General features: G+C 72.6%; 17 protein-coding genes. 10 read left to right on the top strand and 7 right to left on the bottom strand.

Annotation, left to right across the window (positions count from 1 at the left end; genetic code table 11):
* Positions 1-49 precede the first annotated feature (49 nt).
* The gene (locus tag ACQP10_RS17485; RefSeq protein ID WP_346021669.1) at positions 50-313 is read left to right on the top strand and encodes a hypothetical protein; all 264 of its coding nucleotides are present in this window, start codon (positions 50-52) and stop codon (positions 311-313) included.
* A gap of 384 nt (positions 314-697) precedes the next feature.
* On the opposite strand, the gene ACQP10_RS17490 is transcribed toward ACQP10_RS17485, so the two are convergent.
* Both ACQP10_RS17490 and ACQP10_RS17495 read right to left on the bottom strand, forming a co-directional pair.
* Entirely contained in the window at positions 698-1129 is a 432-nt protein-coding gene (locus ACQP10_RS17490) for an enediyne antibiotic chromoprotein (RefSeq protein ID WP_346021668.1), read from the bottom strand.
* 425 nt (positions 1130-1554) lie between these two features.
* Positions 1555-2274, bottom strand: a complete 720-nt coding sequence (locus tag ACQP10_RS17495) for a GbsR/MarR family transcriptional regulator (RefSeq protein WP_346021667.1) — start codon at positions 2272-2274, stop codon at positions 1555-1557.
* A gap of 380 nt (positions 2275-2654) precedes the next feature.
* Here ACQP10_RS17495 and ACQP10_RS17500 point away from each other — a divergent pair, with 380 nt between their 5' ends.
* Entirely contained in the window at positions 2655-3884 is a 1230-nt protein-coding gene (locus ACQP10_RS17500; RefSeq protein ID WP_433541729.1) for a serine hydrolase domain-containing protein, read from the top strand.
* 107 nt (positions 3885-3991) lie between these two features.
* Here ACQP10_RS17500 and ACQP10_RS17505 read toward each other — a convergent pair whose 3' ends face one another.
* The 4 genes from ACQP10_RS17505 to ACQP10_RS17520 form a co-directional block, all read right to left on the bottom strand.
* Positions 3992-5404 carry an acyl-CoA carboxylase subunit beta gene (locus ACQP10_RS17505; protein WP_346021757.1) on the bottom strand — a complete coding sequence of 471 codons (1413 nt, stop codon included), beginning with the start codon at positions 5402-5404 and terminating at the stop codon, positions 3992-3994.
* Positions 5405-5691: 287 nt separating this feature from the next.
* Complete coding sequence (locus ACQP10_RS17510) at positions 5692-6516, bottom strand: tyrosine-protein phosphatase (protein ID WP_433541730.1); 825 nt, start codon at positions 6514-6516, stop codon at positions 5692-5694.
* A gap of 117 nt (positions 6517-6633) precedes the next feature.
* Positions 6634-7668 carry a methyltransferase gene (locus ACQP10_RS17515; RefSeq protein WP_346021665.1) on the bottom strand — a complete coding sequence of 345 codons (1035 nt, stop codon included), beginning with the start codon at positions 7666-7668 and terminating at the stop codon, positions 6634-6636.
* Between the two features lie 30 nt (positions 7669-7698).
* Positions 7699-8154 (bottom strand): DUF1772 domain-containing protein, encoded by a 456-nt coding sequence (locus ACQP10_RS17520; RefSeq protein WP_346021664.1) that lies wholly within the window; start codon positions 8152-8154, stop codon positions 7699-7701.
* 172 nt (positions 8155-8326) lie between these two features.
* On the opposite strand from ACQP10_RS17520, the gene ACQP10_RS17525 reads away from it, so the two are divergent.
* The 8 genes from ACQP10_RS17525 to ACQP10_RS17560 all read left to right on the top strand — a co-directional run bounded on the left by ACQP10_RS17525 (position 8327) and on the right by ACQP10_RS17560 (position 16424).
* The gene (locus ACQP10_RS17525) at positions 8327-9388 is read left to right on the top strand and encodes a methyltransferase (RefSeq protein ID WP_433541731.1); all 1062 of its coding nucleotides are present in this window, start codon (positions 8327-8329) and stop codon (positions 9386-9388) included.
* Positions 9389-9500: 112 nt separating this feature from the next.
* Complete coding sequence (locus ACQP10_RS17530; RefSeq protein WP_346021662.1) at positions 9501-10640, top strand: cytochrome P450; 1140 nt, start codon at positions 9501-9503, stop codon at positions 10638-10640.
* Positions 10630-11880 carry a cytochrome P450 gene (locus tag ACQP10_RS17535; RefSeq protein WP_399500680.1) on the top strand — a complete coding sequence of 417 codons (1251 nt, stop codon included), beginning with the start codon at positions 10630-10632 and terminating at the stop codon, positions 11878-11880. Before ACQP10_RS17530 ends, ACQP10_RS17535 begins: the two co-directional genes overlap by 11 nt.
* A 13-nt stretch (positions 11881-11893) precedes the next feature.
* The gene (locus ACQP10_RS17540) at positions 11894-13102 is read left to right on the top strand and encodes a nucleotide disphospho-sugar-binding domain-containing protein (RefSeq protein ID WP_390001746.1); all 1209 of its coding nucleotides are present in this window, start codon (positions 11894-11896) and stop codon (positions 13100-13102) included.
* A 50-nt stretch (positions 13103-13152) separates the two neighbouring features.
* Positions 13153-13641, top strand: a complete 489-nt coding sequence (locus tag ACQP10_RS17545) for a pyridoxamine 5'-phosphate oxidase family protein (RefSeq protein ID WP_346021659.1) — start codon at positions 13153-13155, stop codon at positions 13639-13641.
* Between the two features lie 319 nt (positions 13642-13960).
* The gene (locus tag ACQP10_RS17550) at positions 13961-14707 is read left to right on the top strand and encodes an SAM-dependent methyltransferase (protein ID WP_346021658.1); all 747 of its coding nucleotides are present in this window, start codon (positions 13961-13963) and stop codon (positions 14705-14707) included.
* Between the two features lie 154 nt (positions 14708-14861).
* Positions 14862-15809 (top strand): sigma-70 family RNA polymerase sigma factor, encoded by a 948-nt coding sequence (locus tag ACQP10_RS17555; protein WP_386148794.1) that lies wholly within the window; start codon positions 14862-14864, stop codon positions 15807-15809.
* A gap of 57 nt (positions 15810-15866) precedes the next feature.
* Positions 15867-16424, top strand: coding sequence for a dihydrofolate reductase family protein (locus ACQP10_RS17560; RefSeq protein WP_346021656.1), 558 nt, complete (start codon positions 15867-15869; stop codon positions 16422-16424).
* A 203-nt stretch (positions 16425-16627) separates the two neighbouring features.
* On the opposite strand, the gene ACQP10_RS17565 is transcribed toward ACQP10_RS17560, so the two are convergent.
* Positions 16628-17218, bottom strand: coding sequence for a cyanamide hydratase (locus ACQP10_RS17565; RefSeq protein ID WP_346021655.1), 591 nt, complete (start codon positions 17216-17218; stop codon positions 16628-16630).
* Between the last annotated feature and the right edge of the window lie 73 nt (positions 17219-17291).

Below are 17291 nucleotides of genomic sequence, written 5' to 3' on the forward strand. Positions count from 1 at the left end.
GACGCGGGTGGCATCCTGAGGGGCGACGTCGATCACGAGGAGAGAAACGATGACCTCCCACTCCCCCGCCACCCGGTCCGCCCCCCGGCACACCCCGCTCGACGCGGACGAGATGGCCCGGAGCGAGCTGGCCTTCTCCCCCCTCGTCACCGAGCACCTCCTGGCGAGCGGGCGGTTCCGGGTGACCGCCGAGACCCCGGACATGGTGGAGCTGTTCCAGCGTGTGGCCCGCAGGGTGGGCGAAGCGCTGGGAAGGCCCGTGGTCAGCTACGCCAACGGCAGGGACATCGTGATCGCCTTCCCCTCGGTTTGACCGGCGCGTTCGATGGGTGGTTCCTGTCCTGACCGGTCGTGACCGGGTGCGCCCGGGAACCGGGCCCGCCGACGGGCGGCCGGCCGGTCGGTCGGTAGACCGGCGGATTTGAGAGTCCGGCAGGAGGAAAGACCGTCATGCGCGCCACCGTTCTGCACGCTCCGGGGGACGTACAGGTGGAGGACATCGAGGACCCGAGGGAGGCACGGCGCGAGCGCGAAGGCCGCCGGGGGCACTCCCGGCGGCCTTCGTTTTCGCGTCCGGACTCCTTTCTGGCTCATTTACCGGCAACAGTGAAGTTATTCAGTGAAATGTTCTTCCGGTCGCTGGTTCTTTTCCGCCGGGCCGTTTCCCCTCAGGCGGGAAACGCCGGGCTGGCGGAGGTCAGCGGAAGGACAGCTGCGTGGACCCCAGGAGGCCCTTGGGGTTTCCGGCACTGACGTAGCAGGCGGTGACCGAGCAGTCCACGGAGCCGGCCGCCGCCCCCTCGGGCGTGGAGGCCTGGAAGCTCTTGCGGACCACGAACGGGACGCTCGCCGAGCCGGCACCGTCCACGGTCACCGTCTTCACCGTCGCCGGGTTGCAGGCCAGCTGGTCGTTCACGGTGGCGCACTGGAGGATGGTGACCTGGTCCCCGGCTGCGGCGCCGGTGACCGAGGCGGTGACCGAGGCGCCGTCCGACAGGCCGGTGGCCGGCGTCACCGAGAAACCGGAGGCGGCGGCGAAGGCCGACGGCTGCGACACCAGGGCCATACCACCGACCGCGACCGCGGCGGCGACACCCAGCTTGGCGAAAAGACCGGTCTTCTTCTGCATTTCTTGCTCCTTCTCTCTCTTGCCTTCTCTGGCTTTTCCCTGTTTTTCTCCGGCGATCGCTCGCCCTTGCAAGAACAACTTTGCGCCATTCGCGGGGGACATTCCAGAAAAAGCCGTTTCAGCAAGCTGCCCGCCGATATCAACTTCCTGTCAACGCCGAAGTTGCGTTGCGGGCGAAAGCGAAGTAAGGGGCGCAACCGGGTTGCGGGCCGTACATCGCGGCTGAGCGCCGGCGGCGTGCCGCCGGGGTGACGCCGCCCGGGCCCTCCCCGGGGGCGACCGAGGAGGGCCCGGGCTTCACGACGAGGCCGGCCCGGGCTTCATGACGAGGCCGGCTCGTCAGAGTGTCGCCGGTCGCCCGTCGGCCACCCGTTCGTCTTCCCGGCCGGGCGGGCGGGTTCGTCCCGTGTGGTCCGCGTGTCCGGTCACCGGGCGTTCCGGGCGGCCTGGTTCTGCCGCCATCGCTCCACGACCTGCTGGAACGCCTCGCTTACGAGGAGGAGGAGCTCGGCGGAGGACTCGAAGCGGGCACCCGCCGGGGTCGCGGCCCCGAGGATCTCGGCTCCGCGCTTCGACGCGGCCACCAGGGCGTCGTTCATCTGCAGAGAGGCGAGCATGGTCCGGAGCCAGACCTCGTCGTCGATGACGTAGCGTTCGCGCCGTGTGCCGGGAACCCGTTCCCGGGTGAGCATGCCCTGCTGTTCGAGGAAGGCGACGGCGTGCGAGACCGACGCCGGGCTGACCTGAAGTCGCTGGACCAGGTCGGCGGCGGTGAGAGCGCCGGAGTCGGTGATGTACAGGCAGGCCAGCACCCTGGCCTCCATCCGGGGCAGCCCCTGCTGGACGAGGAGGGTGGTGAAGGACTCCGTGAAGTCCCGCACCTCCCGGGGGTCGCGCCCGTGACCGTCGTCGGGGACCGGCGGGGCCGGAGGCCGGGCCTGCCTGTGGCGGCGCGCGCGGTGCCGGGTGGCCTCGTGCGCCTGGTCCGCTCCGTAGCCGTCGGGGCCGCCGTTGCGGGTGACCTCCCGCATGACGGTCGAGGCGGGTCGTCCCAGGCGCCGGCCGATCTCCGCGTATCCGAGTCCCTCGGCCAGTCCCGCGGCGATGCGCCGGCGGTCCTCATCGGTGAGCCTGCCTCCGGGCATCGGTGGTCGTCTCCCATCTGCCGGCACGCGTGGGGCTCGGCGCCCGCGCGCTCGCTGCACAGTATGCATTCACTCGTAGGTCATTGCAATGGGCGCTCGGCCCTCCGTTGCGTTCGACTTCACGCTCATTGCAATGAACGGCTCATTCATCTCTATATACCAGGCGTAACTGGCCCATCCATCATGTTGATAGATTCGTAAACGCAATGTAGTGTCGCCTGCGTTCAGAGATTTCCGAACGCAGGCGGGCACCCGTGACGCCGCGGAGGGAGTCCCCATGACCGAACTCACCTCCCACCCCGCGCGTCGCCCGTCGAACCCACGAGCGCCGGACCGGGGCGGGTCCGGCGGATCGAACGCTGTACGCAAGGAGATTCATGATGGAACAGGGCAACGGCGGCTTCTCGGCGACGGGGCTGCACAGGCTGCGTGACGTGCTGACCCGGCATGTCGAGTCGGGGAGGATCCCCGGGCTCGTCGCCCTGTTCAGCCGGGGCGAGGAGACGCACGTCGAAGCGATCGGGACGATGCGTCACGACGGTGGCGCGCCGATGAGCCGGGACACGATCTTCCGGATGGCCTCGACGTCCAAGCCGGTCTCGGTCGCGGCGGCGATGGTGCTGCTGGACGAGTGCAGGCTGCGGCTGGACGACACGGTGCAGGAGTGGCTGCCGGAACTCGCCGACCGGCGGGTGCTCAAGCGATTCGACGGCCCGCTGGACGACACCGTGCCGGCACGGCGGCCGATCACCGTCCGGGACCTGCTGACCTCCACCTTCGGGCTCGGCATGGACATGACGTCACTGGGCACGCCGATCATGAACGCGGTCTTCGAGCAGGGGCTCACCCCCAACCTGCCGGTGCCGGTGCCCGAGCCGGACGAGTGGATGCGCCGCCTGGGCGAGCTTCCGCTGATGCACCAGCCCGGGGAGCGCTGGCAGTACCACATCAGCAACGACCTCCTCGGTGTGCTCGTCGCCAGGGTCACGGGCCGGCCGTTCGAGACGTTCCTGCGCGAGCGTGTCTTCGACCCGCTGGGCATGAAGGACACCGGTTTCCACGTGCCCGCCGATCAGATCGACCGGTTGCCGACCCTCTACGCCCCCGACCCGCAGACCGGGGAGTTCCTCGTGTGGGACGAGGCCGAGGGGGGACGGTGGAGCCGGCCTCCGGCGTTCGCGGGCGGCGGCGGCGGACTGGTCTCCACCGCCGACGACTACCACGCCTACTTCCGGATGCTGCTGAACGGCGGGAAGCACGGCGGTGAGCGGATCCTGTCCCGGCCCGCCGTCGAGCTGATGACCACCGACCGTCTCACGCCCGAGCAGAACGCCGCCCGCAAGGCCATGGCCACCGAGAACGTCCACATCTCGCACGGCCAGGGCCAGCACGGCGGCTGGGGCTTCGGGATGGCGGTGCGCACCTACCGCGGTGACTACGCGCCCATCGGCCAGTTCGGCTGGGACGGCGGAAGCGGCACCGCGAGCTACGCCGACCCGGCCAACCGGCTCATCGGAATCCTGCTCACCCAGGTCGGAGCGTCCACCCCGGACTCGATGCGGCTCGTCCACGACTTCTGGACCACGCTCTACCAGGCCATCGACGACTGACGGTGACGATGCGGGCGGGTGTCTCCCGGCGAGGTCCGACCCGGCGTCCCGCCGGACCGCGGGGAAGAACGGACCGCGGGGAAGAACGGACCGCGGGGAAGGACGGTTCAGAGCGGGATGTTGCCGTGGCGGCCCCGGGCGGCGGGTGCGGCGGCCAGCGCCTCGGCCAGGCGACGGCGGGTGTCGGCCGGATCGATGATCTCGTCGACCACGCCGATGTCGCGGGCCCGGCCGACACCGCCGGCCAACGCGACGTGCTCGGCCACCAGGCGGGCGCGCAGCGCGTCGCGCTCGTCGTCGGGTGCCGCGGCCAGCGCCCGCCGGTGCAGCAGGTTGACCGCGGCCTCGGCGCCCATCACCGCCACCTCCGCCGACGGCCAGGCGTAGACGGCGGTGGCGCCCAGGGCGCGGGAGTTCATCGCGATGTAGGCGCCGCCGTAGGACTTGCGGACGACCAGCGTGACGCGGGGCACGCTGGCCTCGGCGAAGGCGTGCAGCAGCTTGGCGCCGCGGCGGACCACGCCGTTCCACTCCTGGTTGACGCCGGGCAGGTAGCCGGGGACGTCGACGAGCACCACCAGCGGCACCCCGAAGGCATCGCACATGCGCACGAACCGGGCGGCCTTCTCGGCGGAGGCGGAGTCCAGGCAACCCGCCAGCCGCAGCGGGTTGTTGGCGACGACGCCGACGGTACGGCCCGCGAGCCGGCCCAGGCCGACGACGACGTTGGGCGCCCACCTGGCGTGCAGCTCCACGAACGAGCCGGCGTCGAGGACCTTGCCCACCAGCGGCTTGACGTCGTAGGCGCGGTTGGCCCGCTCGGGCAGCAAGCCGGCCAGCTCCGGCTGGCGGCCGATGCCGTCCGGCTCCGGTATCCCCTGGCCGCCCAGCAGGGCGGCCAGGCGGCGCGCGACGGCGACGGCCTCCTCCTCGCCGCCCGTCGTGACGTGTGCGACCCCGGAGCGACGGCCGTGGGCGTCGGGGCCGCCGAGGCTCTCCATGTCGACGTCCTCGCCGGTGACGCTGCGCACGATGTCGGGACCGGTGACGAAGACGCGCCCGGCGTCGCTCATGATGACGATGTCGGTGAGCGCCGGGCCGTAGGCGGCGCCGCCGGCGGCCGGGCCGAGGACCACCGAGATCTGCGGCACCTTCCCCGAGGCGCGCACCATCGCGGCGAAGACCCGGCCGACGGCGTCCAGCGCCGCCACGCCCTCGGCCAGGCGGGCGCCGCCGGAGTGCCAGACGCCGATCACGGGGACCTGGCCGCGCACCGCGGCGTCGATGGCGTCGACGATCTGCCGGCAGCCGTCCTCGCCCATGGCGCCGCCCATGACCCGGGCGTCGGTGGCGTACACGACGACCGGGCGGCCCTCGACGGCGCCGCGGCCCCACAGCGCGCCCGAGCCGGCGTCCGCCGGGACGACGCGCAGCGAGCCGGGGTCGACCACGGCGCCGAGCCGTACGAGGGGGTCACGGCGGTCGGTGGCGGGAACGGCCGAGGCGGCGGGGACGGTCAAGGTGGCGGGGACGGAGGCGGGGGCCGGGATGGGCGGCGTGAGCAGCGCCGTACCGGGATCAGCGGTGATGGTCACGGGGTTCACCTGCTTTTGGCGGGGGCGGAGCCGTCCACCGCAGGCGGCGGGCGGCGTCGGTGGGTCGGACCGGGTACGGCGGGCCGCGCGGCGGGCCGGACGGAGTGAGCGGCGGGACCGGACGGGGTGAGCGGCGGGGCGGGGTGAGCGACGGACCGGATGGGACGGGCGGCCCGCCGTACCCGGTCCGCCGCGCGGGCGGACCCGGCGGGTCAGGCCAGCAAGGTCCTGCGCAGGTTGTGGACGGTGGCGGCGTCGACGCCCAGGCCGCGGGCGAGGTAGCCGGCCAGCGAGCCGAAGGTGGTCCTGGCCTGGTCGATGCCGGCGTCCAGGTACTCCGGCCAGGCGTAGTTCACGCCGAAGGTCAGGTTGCTGAGCAGGAACTCGGTGTCGATCTGCGCGCGGTCGACGCCCAGGAGGCTCATCAGCAGCGCGACGGTCCAGCCGGTGCGGTAGGTGCCGGAGTTGCAGTGGATGTAGACCGGCCTGCCGCCGTTCCCGGCGATCTTGCGGATGGCCGCGCCGAAGGACGCCTGGGACTGCGGGCTGGTGACGTACTCGCGGAACTCCTGCAGCACGTAGGCGTCCGGCCTGGTGGTGTCGATCGTCGGCGGCATGGGGTTGGCGGAGTCGTCGCCGACGGGGGCGCTGAACAGCTGGACGCCCTCGGGCAGCCGGTCGGGCCGGCCGGCGGCCAGCTCACGGTTGCTGAGCATGTTGATGTCCCAGGTGAGGCCGAGGGTGGCCAGCTGGGTCAGGCCCAGGTCGGTCACCCGGCCCAGCCCGGCGCCGCGCCAGACCACGCCGCGCTTGACGCGACGGCCCAGCCGGTTGGAGTACCAGCCGATGTCGCGGATGTTGAAGGAGCCCTCCACGTCGAAGAAGTGGGTGCGCGGGTCCTCGGTGCCGGTGGCGGCGGCGCGGGCGGGGGCGGACGGCAGCAGCAGCGCGCCGGCGAGGCCGGTCCCGGCGACGGTCAGGAACCGGCGGCGGCCGAGCCGTGAGCCGGGCGGGGTGATGAGGTCGGCAGCGGTCATCGGGGGGTGCCTTTCAGGTGGTGCGAGAAGGGGGGTGCGCGGTGTCGCGGGGAAGGGGACGCGCAGCGGGCGGCCGGCCGCGTGGGGCGCGGGGCGACGAGGTGCCGCGTGCCCGCGTCAGATCGGTTTGCGGCCGATCACGAGGGTGTCGGTGCCGCCCAGCGGCCGGACCTCGGTGTCGGTGCACCCGGCGGCGACCAGCCAGCCCAGGCACTCCTGGGCGGTGTACTCCGAGCCGCCCTCGGTGACCAGCAGCATGTTGAGGCTGATCAGGATCCGGGCGAGGTCGGCGGGCTCCTGCGGGAGCATCGCGTCGTAGATCAGCAGGGCGCCGCCGGGGGTCACCGCGCGGTAGGCCTTGTCGATCAGGTAGGCGCGCTGCTCGGGCGACCAGTTGTGCAGCACGTGGCCGAGGATGACGACCTCGCTGGAGGGCAGCTCGTCGGCGAAGAAGTCACCGGCGCGGAACCAGGCCCGGTCGGCCACGCCGAGCCGCTCGGCGTGCTCGGCGTGCGGGCCGGCCAGCGGCGGCAGGTCGAACACCCCGGCCGTCAGGTGCGGGTGGGCCAGCATGAGCCGGGCGCCCAGGTTGCCCCGGCAGCCGCCCACGTCCAGCACCCGGCGGTGGGCCGGCCAGTCGAACCGCTCGATCAGGTACGGCGCGACCAGGCTGTTGGCCGAGTCCATCATCCGCAGGTACTGCTCGCGCTGGGCGGGGTCGGACAGCATGCGCAGGAACGCCCCGTCGTCGGCGGCCCCGGCGGTCTGCGGCCGGCCGGTGGTCAGGGCCTCGGTCAGCCGGCCCCAGGCCGGGTAGAGCATGTGGTTGGCGCGGTAGAGGAAACCGCCGATGTAGTCGGGGCGGCCGGGCACCAGCGTGGCCGAGGCGGTGGCGCTGTTGCGGTAGCGGTCGCCGTCCAGCTCCAGCAGGCCGAGCAGGACCAGGCCGTGCAGGAAGTCGCGGGCGGCCCGCGGGTGCAGCCCGACGCGGGCGCCGAGCTCGTCGCGGGTGGAGGGGCCGTGCTCCTCCAGGTCGGCGAACACCCCGAGCTCGCCGGCGGTCAGCAGCAGTTTGGCATGGCAGAACGCGTTGCTGAGCCGCTTGACGTCGATCGCCGAGGGCCCCAGGACGGCGCCGGAGGACTGACTCATGAGGAGCTCCTTTTCGGTTGGGCCCGGGCACTAGCCGGCCAGGACGACGGCACAGACGTTGGCGAGGCTGGCCAGGACGGCCATGGCGGTGCGCGTCAGGTGCCAGGCGCGCCAGCGCGGCCGCGGGTCCCGCCAGCCGGCGGGCATCGCCGCCGGCGACAGCCGCTTGACCGCCCGGTTGATCGGCACGTTGCCGAACTGCGAGACCGCCGAGACCCCCAGCTGCAGCGCCGCCGCCGTCGCGAACAGCGGCCGGTACGGCGAGGCCGGCGCGGCGGCGAACAGCACCAGGTCGGCGGCGGTGCAGGCGAGCACCAGCGGCGGCATCACCTTGTCGAAGTGACGGCCCACCAGCTGGTGGACGCGAACGTACTCCGCCGGGGCCATCGCCAGGAACGCCGGGACCACGCTGAGGGCCACCGCGAACAGCACACCCGCCAGCAGGCCGCCGCCGACGACGACGAACACACTCAGGACAACGGTCATGGCAGGCACGATCCGGCCCCGGGCTGAAGCGGCGCTCGACGCGGGCTGGCGCGGCCCGGCCCGGCCTTCGACGCGCGCTGGAGCGCGGCTCTAGCGGGCGGCGGGAACATCGGCGCTGTGACCCGCCCCCGCCGACGCGCCCGTCGGCCGCGGCCTGAGAATCGGAGGACCCATGACGTCGAGCCTCGTGGTCGACCAGCAGCCGGCCGGACCCACCTTCGGGTCCGGCGGCCCGCAGCACCACCTGCTGACGGTGCTGGCCGGAAAGATGATCTCCTCGACGGTCTGCGTCCTGGCCCAGGTCGGCGTGGCCGACCACATGGCCGACGGGCCGCGGACGGTCGAGCACCTCGCCGGGGCGACCGGGACCGACCCGGGCATGCTGTACCGGTTCCTGCGCGCCGCCGCCTCGGTCGGCATCTTCGCCGAGCTGCCCGACGGCCGTTTCGAGCTGACCGGGACCGGTGAGTACCTGCGCAGCGACGTGCCCGGCTCGCTGCGCTACCTGGCCTGGCTGTACGGCGAGGAGAGCATCTGGAACTGCTTCGGGTACGCGGTGGAGACGCTGCGCACCGGCGAGTCCACCGGGCCGAAGGTGCGCGGCGGCAAAGGCTGGTTCGAGTACATGGAGGAGCACCCGGAGTACGCCGAGGTGTTCCACAGGGCCATGACCGGCACCAGCAACATGGCCGCCCAGGTCGCCGACTCCTACGACTTCAGCCGGTTCGGCCACATCGCCGACGTCGGCGGCGGCCAGGGCCGTCTGCTGGCGGCAATCCTCAGCAAGAACCCCGACGCCAGGGGCCTGCTGTTCGACCAGGCATCGGCGATCACCGGCGCCGCGGAGGTGCTGGAGCAGTACGGCGTGGCCGACCGCACCGAGTGCGTGGTCGGCGACTTCTTCGAGTCGGTCACCTCCGGCCCGGACGCCTACCTGCTCAAGGCGATCCTGCACGACTGGAACGACGACGACAGCGTCGCCATCCTGCGCAACATCCGCGCCGCGCTGGGCGACAAGAAGGACGGGCGGGTGTTCATCGTCGAGGCCGTCGTCCCCGACGGCAACGACTGGCACTTCAGCAAGGCCATGGACATCGCGATGGCGGTCAGCCTCGGCAGCAAGGAGCGCAACCTGCGCGACTGGCGCGGCCTCCTTTCGGCGTCCGGCTTCGAGCTGGTCGGCACCACCAAGACCATGCCGCCGCACTGGATCATCGAGGCGCGTCCGGTCTGACCGGCCCGCCGCTCCCCCGCTCCCGGCCCCTGCTCTCCGGGCGCCCGTGACCGCGCCCGGCCGCCCCGCGGACGCCTGCCGCCCGACCATCGCCGCCCCCGAGGAAGGCCCCATGACGACGCCGTCGCACTCCTACCCCTTCGGCTGGCCGTCTCCCGTCGACCAGCCCAAGGAGCTGGCGGACCTGCACGCCGAGCCGATCGTGCCGGTCACGCTGCCCAGCGGCGACACCGCGCTGCTGATCACCCGCTACGACGACATCCGCCAGGTGCTCGCCGACCCCCGGGTGAGCAAGAACCGCAACCGGCCCGACGTGGCCCGGATGACCGCCAAGAAGGTCAAGGTCTTCCAGCGGCAGGTCGACATGGACCCGCCCGGCCACACCCGGATGCGCCGCCTGATCGGCAAGGCGTTCACCGCCCACCGCGTCGAACGGCTGCGCCCGCGCATCACCGAGATCGTCGAGGAGCTGCTGGACGAGCTGGAGCGCGCCGGCGGCCCGGTGGACCTCAACCGCGCCTTCTCCTACCCGCTGACGATCCGGATCATCTGCGAGCTGCTCGGCGTCCCCGAGGAGGAGCGCGCGAACTTCGGCGACACCAGCTCCCCGCCGTGGGGGTACATGCGCGACCTGATCGCCCGCAAGCGCGAGAACCCCGACGACGAGCTGATCAGCGCGCTGATCAAGGTCAGCGACGAGGACGACGGCCGGCTCAGCGAGGAGGAGCTGCACTGGTGGTCGACGCTGCTGCTGCTGGCCGGGTACGAGACCACGGCCAGCCAGCTGTCGGGCTGCGTGGTGCTGCTGCTCGCCCACCCCGGCCAGCTCGCACTGGTGCGCGAGGACCCCGACCGCGTCCCGGCCGCGGTGGAGGAGCTGCTGCGCTGCCAGGTCGTCGGCTCCTCGCTGTCGATGCTGCGCTACGTCACCGAGGACATCGAGGTGGCCGGGACCGTCATCCCCAAGGGGACGAGCATCATCCCCGCGCTGGAGTCGGCCAACCACGACCCGGCCGCCTTCGGCTGCCCGGCGCGGTTCGATGTCACCCGGCGGGACCGTACCCAGCTGACCTTCAGCACCGGCCAGCACTACTGCGTCGGCGCGCCGCTGGCGCGGGCGGTGCTGCAGATCGGCCTGGCCGGGCTGCTGCGCCGCTTCCCCGGGCTGCGGCTCGCCGTACCGGCCGCGGAGCTGAACCGGCAGCACGACGTGTTCTTCCAGGGCTTCACGGAGGTGCCCGTTGCCTGGTGAGACGCTCCCCGCGAGCGAGACCCCGCGTTCCTGCCCGTTCTCCGGTGGGCCCGGCGAGCCCCGCCGTTACCCGTTCCCCCGCCCGTCCGCCCTGGAGGTGCCGCGCGAGCTGACCGGCCTGCGTGAGCGCCCCGTCGTGCCGGTCACGCTGCCCAGCGGCGACCACGCGCTGCTGGTGACCCGGCACGCCGACGTGCGCCGGCTGCTCACCGACGAGCGGCTCAGCCGCAACCTGAACCGGCCCGGCGCCGCGCGGATCGCCAGGAACAACCGGATGTTCCAGGACCCGAAGATCGACCCCGACCCGCCGGAGCACACCCGGGTGCGCCGCCTGGTGATGCGCGCCTTCACCCCCACCCGGGTGGAGTCGCTGCGGCCCCACATCCACGAGGTCGTCGACGAGCTGCTGACCGCCATGGAGAAGCGCGGCGGCCCGGCCGACCTGAACGAGACCCTGGCCTTCCCGCTGCCGATCCGGGTGATCTGCCGCCTGCTCGGCGTGCCCGAGGGCGACACCGCGCTGTTCCGCTCCTGGACCGACCACTTCCTGTCGGTCAGCCGGTTCCCGCCCGAGCGGATCAGGGCCGCGATGGCCGACATGAACCGCTACATCGCCGAACTGATCGCCGCCAAACGCCGCTCCCCCGGCGACGACCTGGTCAGCGACATGATCAGGGTCCGCGACCGGGAGGACGGCCGGCTGGCCGAGTACGAGCTGCAGTGGTGGTGCCGGCTGCTGCTTCTGGTCGGCTACGAGACCACCGCCACCCAGCTCGGCGGCGGCGTCGCGCTGCTGCTGGCCCACCCCGGCCAGCTCGCGCTGCTGCGCGAGGACTACGGCCGCATCCCGGACGCGGTCGAGGAGACCCTGCGCTGGAAACTGGCCGGCTCGTCGGTGTCGATGCTGCGCTACGCCGTCGACGACATCGAGATGGACGGCTACACCATCCCCAAGGGGGCCAGCGTGATCCCGGCCGCCGACTCCGCCAACCAGGACGAGACGGTCTTCGACCGGCCGGAGGTCTTCGACATCACCCGCGACGCGGGCCGGCACCTGACCTTCAGCGTCGGCCCGCACTTCTGCGTCGGCGCCGCGCTGGCCCGCGCCGAGCTGCAGATCGCCACCGAGGCCCTGCTGCGCCGCTTCCCCGGGCTGCGGCTGGCCGTACCGCCCGAGCGGCTGCGCCGCCACGAGGGGTCGCTGCTGGAGGCGTTCACCGAGATCCCGGTCACCTGGTGAGGAGGGTACGGCCATGCGCGTGCTGGTGACCTGCTGGGCCTGGTCCTCGCACTACCTTCCGCTGGTCCCGCTGGTGCAGGCGCTGCGCGCCGCGGGCCACGAGGTGTGCGTCGCCAGCCAGGACTCCATGGCCGGCGTCGTCACCGGCTCCGGCGCCGCGTTCGTCGCCGCCGGCCCGGACGTCGACCACGCCGAGCTTCGCGCCCGGCACATGCGCGGCCTGAGCCACGACCGCGTCCCGGCCGCGCCGCCGCCGGGCGCGGAGGCCGCCGGGCACTGGCGGTCCGGCCAGAGGGAGAAGGTCGCGCGGGTGTTCGGCGCGTTCGCCGCCCGCGCCGACCTCATGGTGGACGACACGCTGCGCTTCGCCCGGCACTGGCGTCCCGACCTGGTGGTGTTCGAGCCCACCAGCTACGCGGGTCCCCTGGTCGCCGCGCTGCTGGGCGTTCCCGCCGTCCGCCACATCCACGGCGTGGACATGACCTACCAGGCCCGCGACATCGTGCCGGAGGTGCTGGCCCCCACGGCCGCGCGGCTCGGCCTGGACGGCTGCGCGGTGCTGGGCGACCTGACCGTCGACCCGTGCCCGCCCAGCATGCAGATCCCCGCCGAGGTCGAGCGCGCCACGGTCGGCTACGTCCCCTACAACGGCCGGGCGGTGCTGCCGCGGTGGCTGTGGGAGCCGCCGGACCGGCCGCGGATCGCGCTGACCTGGGGGGCGACCACCACCAGCGTCGGCGGCGCGAAGAGCTTCCTGCCGCCGAGGGTGGTGGCCGCGCTGGCCGGCGCGGACGCCGAGATCGTGGTGGCGGTCGGCCGGGACGACCTGGAGCGGCTCGGCCCGGTGCCGGACGGCGTCCGCGCCGTCACCGGTGTCGCGCTGCACCAGCTGCTGCCCACCTGCTCGGCGCTGATCCACCAGGGCGGGTTCGGCAGCACGCTGACCGGCGTCCACCACGGGGTGCCGCAGCTCGTCCTGCCGCAGCTTCCCGACCAGGTCTTCGGCGCCGCCCGGCTGGCCGCCACCGGGGCGGGGACGGTCCTGGCCCCCGAGGAGGCCGACGCCGGGGCGCTGCGCGCGGCGGTCGCGGACCTGCTGGGCTCCGCTGAACGGCGGCGGGCGGTCGCCCGGCTGCGCGCGGAGATGAACGCCCAGCCCCGCCCCGCCGACCTGGTGCCGGTGCTGAGCCGCCTGGCCGAACGTTCCCCCCAGCCCGCCTGAGGTACGGCGCCGCCCGTCCTCACATGTCCGCAAACTCCCAAGGAGCCGCCATGTCCCCGGTCCCCGCGCCCGCCGTTTCCCGAACCGGCCCGCCCGCCGGGCCGCCGCCCCGCCCGGCCGCCCGGCGCCGGGCCGACATCGAGGAGATGTTCACCGGTGAGCGGCACCTGTGGCTGGCCACCGCCGGGCCCGACGGCCCGCACATGATCCCGCTGGCCTTCGCCTGGGACGGTACCGACCTGGTCATGATGACCAAGCGCGGCAGCCGTACGGTGGCCAACCTGCGGCGGACCGCCCGCGCCCGCGCGGCCCTGGGCACCGCCCGCGACGTGGTGCTCGTCGACGGGCCGGTGAGCCTGCGCGAGCCCGCCGAGCTGCCCGGCCGGGTCCGCGCGCTGTTCGACCGGCTGCCGCTCAACCCCGACCGGGTCCCCGGCGTGATCGCGCTGTGCCTGCGCCCCGAGCGGATCTCCGCCTGGCGCGGCCTGCCGGAGATCCCCGGCAGGACCGTCATGTCCGGCGGCGACTGGCTCGGCTGACGGCGTCGGCCAGGTGCGTGCCGCGCTGAAATCGACCGTCGCGGCGTGCGCTGTCGTCGGCATCAGTGGCCGGTGAAGGGCGGGCGGCCCGGCGACGGCAGAGACTGGTACTCTGGGCGGCGCAGCGACGACCGGTTCCGCTGCGGAGATCGAAGGAGGTGAGTTGATGACCGTCGTGGAGACCGCTGCCGTGCGCAGCGCCCGGATCATCCTCACTTCCCGGGCCTCGTCCTGACCCGCACCTGCCTTCCTCTTCCCTAGCGGGAGTTCTCGGTCGCACGTGCCGTCCGGAGAGGTCCTCTCCCAAAGGAATTCGGTCATGGATCTTCCCCGCATCTTCACCATCCGCGAGAGCAGCCACCGCATCCACAACCCGCTGACCGCCGACAAGCTCGCCGTCCTGGGCCAGGCACTTCACCTGGCCCCCGGGACACGAGTGCTCGACCTGGCCAGCGGCTCGGGCGAGATGCTGTGCACCTGGGCGCGTGACCTGGGCTTCACGGGTACGGGCGTGGACATCAGCACGGTCTTCACCGAGCAGGCCCAGGCACGTGCCATCGAGCTCGGCGTCGCCGACCGGGTCGAGTTCGTCCACGGCGACGCCTCCGGCCATGTCGCGGACGAGCCGGTCGATCTCGCCGCCTGCGTCGGCGCCACCTGGATCGGGAACGGCGTCGCCGGAACGGCCGAACTGCTCGGCCGCAGCCTCCGCCCCGGAGGTCTGATGCTGATCGGCGAGCCCTACTGGCGTCGGACTCCGCCGGACCAGGAGACCGCGGAGGCCTGTCACGCCACCGGCCCGGCCGACTTCCTGCCGCTGCCCGAGCTGATCGAGCAGTTCGGGGACCTCGGGTACGACGTCGTGGAAATGATGCTGGCCGACCAGGACAGCTGGGACCGGTACTGCGCGGCACAGTGGCTCAACCTCCGCCGCTGGCTCGACCGGAACCCGGACGACGAACTGGCGCCCGAGGTACGGGTCGAGCTCAGCACCGAGCCCGCACGCTACGCGCGCTACATGCGTGAGCATCTCGGCTGGGGAGTCTTCGCCCTGATGAAGCGCTGATCGTCAGATCCGCGCGGGGCCGGGCGTGGCTTGTATCCCGATAGTTCGCACCGCGCCCGGACCGGCTCCTCCAGCGGTGTCTTTCCGCCGTGTTCCGGCCTCCCCCCTCAAGACCCTCAGACGTGTGGGATGTCGCGTCCGCCATGATGGGGCGGTGGATTTTGAGCCGTATCGGGCTGAGTTGGTGGCGTACTGCTATCGGATGGTGGGTTCGTTCCACGAGGCTGAGGACCATGTGCAGGAGACGATGCTGCGGGCGTGGAAGGCCCGGGAACGGTACGACGCCACCCGCGCGTCGCTGCGGACCTGGCTGTATCGGATCGCGACCAACGTCTGCCTGACCGCGCTGGAGGGCCGCGCGCGGCGGCCGTTGCCGTCCGGGCTGGGCGCGCCCAGCGATGATCCCGAGGCGCCGCTCGCACCGGCCTTCGACATTCCCTGGCTTCAGCCGTTTCCCGACGCCCGGTTCGAGGTGGAGGTGCGGGCCGACATGCGGCTCGCGCTGGTGGCGGCGATGCAGACGCTGCCGCCGCGGCAGCGGGCCGTGCTCATGCTGCGCGAGGTACTGGAGTTCAGCGCCGCCGAGGTGGCCGTCCAGCTCGGCACCACGGTCCCGGCCGTCAACAGCGCCCTGCAGCGGGCCCGCGCCGCCCTCGCCGAGGCGGGCGAGGCCACGGACGTCAGCGAGGTCAGCGAGCCGGACGACCCGAAGGTACGCGAGGTGATCGAACATTACATGCGGGGGTTCGAGACGGCCGACGTTCCCGCACTCGTGCGGCTCCTCACCGACGACGCCGTCCTGGAGATGCCGCCCGTGCCGCTGTGGTACCGGGGCGGCCACGACTACGGCCTGTTCATGCGTCGAGTGTTCGGCATGCGCGGGACCGGCTGGGCCCTCAGGCGCCTCACCGCCAACGGCCAGCCCGCGCTGGCCGCGTACGCCCCCGAGCCCGGTGGCGGGCATCGCCTGCACACGCTCCAGGTCCTCACGGTGACCGGCGGCCGGATCGCGCGCAATGTCGTGTTCGCCGATCCCGCCGTGTTCGAGGCGTTCGGCCTGTCCCAGGAGATCGTCTTCGACACGTTCGACGGGTTGCGATGAGTCCGGCCGATGCCGCCGGTACGTACGGGTGAGCATCCAACGAAAGGGACACCCATCGTGAGCGTCATCGTCATCGAGTTCATCACCCTGGACGGAATCGTGTCCGACCCGGACGGCTCCGCCGGCACGCCGGCCGGGGGCTGGGCGTTCCGGCACGGGCCCGAAACGGTCGCCGGGGACAAGTTCCGGCTCGGCAGCGTCCTCGATGACGGCGTCATGCTGCTGGGACGCCGCACCTGGCAACTGTTCTCGCGGCTCTGGCCGGGACGCGACGACCCGTTCTCCGCGCGGATGAACGCCGTGCCGAAACTGGTCGCCTCCCGCACGCTGATCGACACCGCGACCTGGTCCAACTCCCAGGTCATCGACGGTGACCTCATCGACGCCGTCAAGCGCGAACAGCGGGATGTGATCATCACCGGAAGCCTGAGCGTCGTCCATGCCCTGATGGCCGAGGACCTGATCGACGAATACCGGCTGCTGACCTTCCCCACCATCCTCGGCACCGGCGATCGGCTTTTCCCCGCCGGTGGGCCACCCGCCTACCTGGAATGCCTGTCGGCCGCACCGGCCGGCGCCGCCGTCCTGACCCGGTACGGACGGGAGGCACGATGACCGCTCGCTTCCCGGCCCTGTACGAGACACCAGCCGGCCCCGTTCGGCCCGGCACTGCCTGAGCGGCTCCTCGCGGACCAGGCCGGGCTGTCGTTCGGCGTCACAGAAGGTCAGGCTGGGGATCTTCGAGGTTCGGCGGCCGGTGGCACGTTGGTCAACGGCACCCCGAGCAGGGCCGGCGGCGGGGTTCGCGGCCTTGGAAGTCAGGCGGGCGGGCGGCCTTCGAGAGGGTTGGCGGCGATCCGCCCCGCGACGTCGCTCCTGACCGACGCGGCGGCGGCGCTGTCCGGCTTGCGCCTCGCCTGGTCCTCGAAGCACGCCAGGAACTCCGCGCCGAATCCCAGCCGGGGATAGCGGGCGAGCACCTCCGCTCTGGCGTCCGGCGGGAACTCCTCCGGCCGCCGTCCGGCCACCTCCCAGCTTGTGGCGACCTGCAGCAGGTGGGCCTCGGGGTCGACGGCCGGGGACACATCGTCGCGCATGTGCAGGACGATGATCTCGGTGGCCCTGGCGGCCCGTTCCGCCGGCCAGCCGGCCGCCACGCCGAAGACCCAGGCCAGCTGCCCTCCCGCCTCCTCGAACGGCAGCCTGTGGCTGTCGAAGGCCTCCGTCAGCCCGATGTCGTGGAGCAGCGCCGAAACGTGGTAGAGCTCGTCGTCGAAGGCGATCCCGTGCGCTGCGCCGTACATCGCTCCCCACAGGTAGGAGCGGACGCAGTGGTTGAACAGCGCGGGTGGGCAGAAACGGGTGACCACCGACAGCGCCGCCGCGGCGGCGGGAGTCTCCGGAAACACGGGGCCAGCTTCTCATCTGCTCGTCGGTTCCCGATGTCCGACCTCGGTCGCATGCCGGGGGCGGTACCCGATG

It is taken from the genome of Streptosporangium sandarakinum (genome assembly GCF_050942225.1).
GTDB classification, from domain to species: Bacteria; Actinomycetota; Actinomycetes; order Streptosporangiales; family Streptosporangiaceae; genus Streptosporangium; species Streptosporangium nondiastaticum.